The 7,639-nt window shown below is 23.0% G+C and carries 5 protein-coding genes; all 5 read left to right on the top strand.

What is annotated here, in order from left to right:
• A partial coding sequence (locus T401_RS0103155) for a class I tRNA ligase family protein (protein WP_033179040.1) occupies positions 1–594 on the top strand: 594 nt, incomplete at its 5' end.
• The gene (gene rlmB / locus T401_RS0103150; protein WP_033179039.1) at positions 594–1,286 is read left to right on the top strand and encodes a 23S rRNA (guanosine(2251)-2'-O)-methyltransferase RlmB; all 693 of its coding nucleotides are present in this window, start codon (positions 594–596) and stop codon (positions 1,284–1,286) included. The genes T401_RS0103155 and rlmB, both read left to right, overlap by 1 nt.
• A gap of 165 nt (positions 1,287–1,451) precedes the next feature.
• Positions 1,452–3,242: a hypothetical protein gene (locus T401_RS07260; protein ID WP_052169679.1), complete on the top strand. Its 1,791-nt coding sequence runs from the start codon at positions 1,452–1,454 to the stop codon at positions 3,240–3,242.
• The gene (locus tag T401_RS07255; RefSeq protein ID WP_033179038.1) at positions 3,242–4,477 is read left to right on the top strand and encodes an alkaline phosphatase family protein; all 1,236 of its coding nucleotides are present in this window, start codon (positions 3,242–3,244) and stop codon (positions 4,475–4,477) included. The genes T401_RS07260 and T401_RS07255 overlap by 1 nt, the downstream gene beginning before the upstream one ends.
• A 126-nt stretch (positions 4,478–4,603) precedes the next feature.
• A partial coding sequence (locus T401_RS0103135; RefSeq protein WP_033179037.1) for a DUF31 family putative serine protease occupies positions 4,604–7,639 on the top strand: 3,036 nt, incomplete at its 3' end.

Here is a 7,639-nt window from a genome sequence, read left to right as displayed (position 1 = left end):
ATTGATTTGGTGTTTCCTCATCATGAGAACGAAAACATTCAACATTATGCTATTTTTAAAAAGCCTATTTCTAAAGGCTGAATTCATTTTGGAACCTTGAATTATAAAAATCAAAAAATGTCTAAATCATTAGGAAATATTATTTTCCCTCATACTTTTTTAGAAAAATATGAAGCTGATTCTTATAAGTGATTAATTTTAACAACCAATTATGCAAAACCAATTAATTTAACTGATGAATTATTCGAATTAAATCAAAGCCAAATTGATAAATTTAAACTATTATGAAATAAATTCCAATTAGAAAATGAATATAAACTAGTAAAACAAGATTTATTGAAATCAATTTTAAAATTAATTGCAAATTTAGATTTTGCCAATGCAATAAGAGAAATTATAAAATTATCAAAAAATATTGAATTACAAGCTACTTTTTTTGAAATACTAAAAGTTCTTGGATTTATATTTGTAAATCATAAAATTAATCAAGAAGACCTTTTAAAATATCAAGAATGAAAAACCTTAGTCAATAACAAGGAATTTGAAAAAGCAGATATTATAAGAAATGAATTAAAAAATAAAGGAATTATTTAATGAAACAATTTATCTATGGCAAAAACTCGGTTTTAGATGCAATAAAAAATAATTTTCCCATTAAAACATTATATTTGCAAAACAATATTCAAGACAAAAACATTAACTTTCATAATATAAAAAGACTTTCTTATTATGAAATGAATAATTTAGTTAAGGGCAATCATCAAGGTTATATTGCCGAAATCAATGAATTTCAATACCATGATTTTGGTTCTATTTTAAAAGATAAACCTGAAAATGTTTTAATTCTTGATCATATTCAAGATCCTCAAAACTTTGGAGCAATTTTAAGAAGTGCTAATGTCTTTAATATTAAACACATTATTATTCCTAAAAATCGTGCTTGTGAAGTTACTCCTACTGTATTAAAAACTTCTTCTGGTGGATTTAATAATATTAAAATAATTAAAATGGCTAGTTTATTTGAGGCAATAAAGAATTTAAAAGAAGCTGGTTATTGAGTTTATGCAACTGCTTTAAATGATCAAGCAAAAAAACTTCATGAGATAAATTTTGCTAAACCTACTTGTTTAATTATGGGCAATGAAGAAACTGGGGTTTCAAATACCTTGATTAAACATGCTGACGAAGTCATTTATATTGAACAATTTGGTGAAGTCCAATCATTAAATGTTTCTTGTGCTTCAGCAATTGCAATGTATGAATTAACTAAATCAAAGAAAGAATAAATACAAGTTCAAATATCAAAAGATATTTGGACTTTTTTTATTTATACAAATTAAAAATCATATTTTAGAAATTTTATTGTTAATTTTCAAAAATGGATTGTTTAAAAAGATTTTAAATTTAAAAAATAGTAAAATTAAAAATATAATAAAAAGAATGGAGAATTTTTGAAAAAGAAAAGAGTTTTTTTAATTTTAAGCGTAGTGTCAGCACCTATTATATCTTCTAGTTTAATTAGTGCGAAAACTGATTTAATTAGTAAAAAAGAAGATATTGAAGATAGAAGAATCAAACCAATGCCAGGTCCTGATTATATTCCAGATAACCCTAATTCACCTTTCGGGGGCGGAAGTTATATTGAACCTGATTTTTGAACTAAAGAATATGGTTACGGAGATCATAGAATTTATGTTGATTTTAATAACTGAAAATTTCATTGAGGAATTTCACGTTATGATAATTACGTTCATTTTAATAAGAAAGCTATTGAAACATATACTTCTGAAGTATATCCAATGAAACCACTATATGATATTTTGACAATAATATATTCATTCAATGAATCCCATACATACAATTTTTTAACATTTGATTTCAAATATTGAGATTTATTGGAAAAATTCGTTAGAAGTGAATTGAATTATATTAAAAAACCAGATCTTGATGGACTAAAAATATATTATGTAAATGGATTAAAATTATTTACTTATGTAATGAATATTCTTGAGAATGATCCGATGTTTGAATTAAACATTCCTTTTTGGTTTAAAATGTTTTATTCTTCAGCTGATTTGAAATATGATAACGATGTATTAGATTTTTTAATAGAAAAGAGTCCTTTTGCACCAACTCATTTCAAAATTGAAAAAGACAAATCATATGAAATTCTTAAACCAAGAACAATAGAATTTAATAGTAAATTAGGATTTTGAGAATTAAGAAAAAAAATTAGAGAGGATTTTGAAAACGAATTAAAAATTTTTGGAGGAACTAGTAATTTAGTAAAAAATATCTCAAAAGTTATCAGTAAAGTTGCTAGCGTAGCTAATGGATATTATTTTGGTTTTGCTATTGCAAGAGAACTCCTAATTAGCCTTAATGCATTATTAGGCGAAGATTGAACTAATGCTTATCATACTAATAATATTGATTTTTATATAGATTTTGAAAAAACTAGCAATTGAAGAGGTGGCAATTTTAATGAAAGAAACCAAAATATTAGAAAATATTTTAAAAATTTAGAATCTATTCTTATTGATTTAAATCTTTCAAAAGGATTTGACATAAAAAAATTAATAGAACTATTAGGTTATAGTGGTGTACATTATGAAACTAAAATAAAATTCTTTGACAAAATTATCGAACATGAATGAAACAAAGTAGCAAATAACTATTTCAATAATGCTAAAAAGTTTTTTAATTGAATTAATAATTCACACATGAATGGTGAAAAACAATATACTGGAAATGTAAATTTTAGTTTTTTAGACAAATTGCCAAAATTAGAATTAATTAATAATGGATTTACAATTACAGATAATTTAAAAAATATTAAATTTTCAATTTTGACACCATTTATTTTTAAAGAAGCTTCATTGCAGGAAAATTCAAATTTAAATGAATTACAAAAAGAACTATTCGAAATAGTTAATAATTCAAATATAAGTATATGGAAGGGTGCTCTTTTAAAGAATTTAAATGATTTAGGAAGAAGAATTTCCCAAAATGATTTTCAATTAGAGCATTGAAGAAGAAATGTTTTTGAAAAATTTAAAAATGATGGAGCAGCGCCAATTATTTTTCTAAACACTTTCTTTAAAAAAGAGTTATACTCAAATATAAAATCTGAATTTGATATCAATGGAAACAATAAAGTCATTATAAAATATGATATAAAAAAGAAAATTACTAAAATTAATAATAAAAGTGATGATGAATGCATTAGTAGGGGTTGGTAATGACAAAAAAATTATTTAAAGATAGATATATAATCAATCGAATTTGGATTTTCGTTTTAAAATTTTTTGTTCCAGTGTTAATTAATCTTTATTATGTTTTCGAATTTTATGATTCAGAAAAATCATATTCAAGAATATTTATTACTTCAATTGTATTTTTTATATTTGATTTGGCTATGTTAATTGCAGTTTTAGTTTTATCATTTAGACAGGCTAGAAATTATCAATGAGCAAACGGTTTGGAGCAAAAATCAACCACCAAATGAAATCATTATATTTTTGAAAGGCGTTTAGCTAGAAAAAATGAAACAAAAATGAATATCTTTTATTCTAAACAAATGTCTGAAACTTGAAATAAAAATATTGAAATGAATAAACCTAGTGAAGTTAAAAATAAAAAGGGAATTGACATAATTTATATCTATTATTTATTTGTAAGTTCATTAATTTCCTTAATAATTAGTGTTATTAGTTTAATTGCTCATTATGGCGAAATTAAAAATTATTTAAATTTAACTTATGGAAAAATAGTATTTTGTTTTATTATTGGTATGTGTATTTATTTTCTTTTGATAACAATAATTAATGGCATTATTCTTCAAGTAAATAGATCTAAAAATTCCTTAAGAATTAACAATCAAGACCTTTTAAATTCCAAAGCTTCAAAACAAAATTTGAAAGACTATGTACTTTTAGATGCTATTTCATATTTACCTAAAAATAGGGAAACTTTTTTTAGGTATATAAATATTCATACAGTATTATTTTCTTTCTTTTGAATAATGGTGTCATATTTAATATTTGATCCAATTGCATATTTCTCATCAAGACAATATAGATTATTAAAAACTTACAAAAACTTTGAAGATCCTAAAATAACAATCCTCAGCCCTTCAAAAGAATTAATATTTAAATTAAAAGAAGCAAGATTTAAGAATATTGAAATAAAAGAACAAGAAATCACAATTACATTTGATAAAGAACATGTTGAATATCCAAAACTTATTAAACTAATTTATCAAGAAAAAAATCTTCATATTATTACTAATGATAAATATTTCAAAACTATTTATGAAATTGCTTTAGAAGAAGTTTATCAATCTTCATTAGAACAAACAAATTGTTTAATAGAAACCCAAAATATCTTAGAATGACAAAAAGAAAACTATTTAGACAAAAAGTATTCAAGAAAAGAAGAAAAGAAAAAGGAATTAGAAGAAATAATTAATGGTTAAAGCAACTATTACAAATTAATTTTAATTAAGGAATCCATTATAAATGAAAGTCATTTTAATGGATTTTTTCTATATTAACATTAATTACTTATCTAATAAGATAAAATTAATAATTAGAGGATGAAAATGAAAAAACGATTATTATTAAATTTGAGTGTCGTATCAGTTCCATTTGTTGGATTAATAACAATTGGTTGCAAAAAGGAAAATCAAAATAAAGCGCAACAAAAAGAGTTTGACATAAAAATTAAAAAATTGGATCATTTGATTAGCCTATTTAAAGACAAAACAGACTTTAAACAAGAAAAAGCATTTATTGATAAAAATAAGGATAATTCAAACAATATACAAAATAATATTTCACAAATTAATATTCATATTGCAAATGCAATTCAAAAAACAAAGCAGTTTATTCAAAATAACACTAATGAAAACTTAAATTTTTTAAGTGCTTTAAAATTGGAATTATTTGATGATGAAACAATTAACAAAATTAATCAATTAATCAATAATTTCAAAAATAACAAACAACTTTTTGGTAGTCTTGATCAAACTGAAATATCTTTAGAAGATTTGTATCATGCAAACAATGAATTAGTTGCATTTGAAAAAAAATTAATTAATATTCCAATTAAAAATATCCATCTTTCTAATCTAGAATCATTTCAGAATACAAAAAATTCATTTCAAAAAATTGAAAGTAATAATTTTTTAAATGAACAAAGAGAATTATCACTTTTAATAAATAAAGTTGAACAAACCTTGAATGAGAATAATACCTTATTTTCAAATAATTATTCAAAATTTCAATCAATTACTATATTAAACAAGATAAAATCAGAAAAAAATGAAATTAAAAACATTGCAAATAATGTTGCAAACTTAAAAGAAAAAATCTTATTATTTAATAATGGAGAACTTTTAAAACAAGAAATTGAGAAGATAAAAAATTCAATCTTAAGTATTCATAATACCATTAAAGATGATGAATATTTTGATTTCTTTAGTCAATATCGCCAATGAAATAAACTAATTGTTAATGTTAATGAAGCATCTGAAATAAATATTGAAAATTTGAACAAATTAAAAGAAAGTTTCAATCAAATAAGCTCATTAAAAACTGAATTTGAAAATGAAAAGCAAGCAAAGAAGGTTTTATTTGATGATTCGTCAGAACAATATGAATCTCAAAAAACTAATGGTAATATTTTAAAGTCATTAGTTTCAAAATTAAGAACTGAGTTTTATATCAATGAAAAAAATGAGCTTACAAATAAAATCAATCGCTATTTAAGTCGTTTGGATCAATTTTCTGGAGGAATTATTCTTTATCAAATTAATGACGAAATTGTTTCTGGATTAAAGTCATTTAATGAATATTTAGTTCAATTAGAAAATGAATACAACATATTGAATAAAAAGAATAATCGTTATAATCAATTACAAATAGCAAAAAACAATTTCATTCAACAAAAAGAAACCATTTTACAATATGAAAATACCATTTTGGCTTCTGAAATTTCTTCAACTTCAAACCAAAAATGAACAACAAAAATTAATAAAATTAAAAGCAATATAATAAATACCATAAATGTAATTGAAGAAATGGTCAATAATGAAACTGAATTAGATTCATTGGATCCAATATTTAGGGAAATAAATATTGAATTTAATCAAATAAAAGTTTTATACAATGAATTATTACAAGAACAAGAACAAACCAAATTGGCAAAACAAACATTTGAAGAATTAAAAAGGGATTTTAACCAAAAAATAAATAAGCTTGATGAAATTAAAACTGAAATTAATAATTTAAATAGTCAAACTTACCATAATGAAATATTAGGCTTAAAAGAACAAATAAATACTTTGAAAAATAATTTTGTAGATTTTGGTATTAGCAATAAAAGTTATGAAAATAACTATGAAATAAAAGCCTTTTTAAAAGATAATTTAGTTGTTAATCTAGAAAATCAATTGAATCTCTTGAAAGAAAAAATTGCTAATGAAGAAACAGCTAATCCAACCAACAATAATGAATTATCTTTATCAGAGGTAGAAGATTATTATGCTAATAACCCAAACATAACCAAATTTAATAATCAACCAAGAAACAAGGCAAATGAGCTAAATACTAATTTAGATTACTATACAAGTATTCTTTCACGAACCTTTTCTTTCCTTTGAAACTTCAAAAAAGTTGATGAAAATAAACCAGCTGATGAAAATCTTAATTTCTATACTGGTGGGACATTTTGAATATTAGATTATAAACATATAGAAAATAATAAATACAAAATTTTCTTAGGAACAAATTACCATGTGGCAGTTAATTTATTGACTCCAAATGATTATAAAGAATATAAACAACCAATCAAAAACAAAACTGCTAATCAAATGCTTCTTAGTGTTAATAGAGCAATAATTGACCCAAATAACATTGATCAACCAAATGTTAATATCTTTTTGCCTGAGAAATTTTGACCAAAAACATTTTGGTTGGCAAGCAATTTTATGAATGAGAAAGCTTCTATTCCGAATCAAGATCTTTATTTTGCTGATTTTGCTGTAGTTGAATGAAACATTGATTTAGATGAATTAAAAGAATATTATAATCCACAACTTGCTACAACTGCTGAAGCAATTAAAAAAGAAAAACAAAGAGCAGCTTTTATTGCTTATGGTATCCAAAAGGGCATTGAACAATTAGAAGCAACTAAAACTAGATTTAATCAAAATAAAACCTTAAATAAAGATTGAAATCTGCCTTATGCTAACATTGATTATTTTACTACTACATATATTTATAACAATCAGATTTTAAATTATAATAATTCAATAAATAATTCAACAAACAAAACTAAGTGAACCATTAATAAAATTAATGAGTTATCAAAGGAATTAGCTAATGCTCATTTGACAAATGATAAATATTACCAAGCTAGACCTGATTTAATTCACTTTGTTGGATACGGTTTAAGAAGCCAAAGTTCTTTAAAAGTTGATTTAATTGGCACTGTGCCAAATAATCAAAGATATGCAAAAGAACCAATTTATAAACAATTTAAAAGAAAAATTTTTAATATTGATCCAACTAATCATGGCAAGATTGTAAAAGAAAGTATTAAATTCAATGATCAAGTTCCAGTTCAATATGGCGGG

This window comes from Mycoplasma anseris ATCC 49234 (assembly GCF_000702805.1).
Lineage (GTDB): Bacteria > Bacillota_I > Bacilli_A > Mycoplasmatales > Metamycoplasmataceae > Metamycoplasma > Metamycoplasma anseris.
This window is presented reverse-complemented; position numbering and strand designations above follow the sequence as displayed.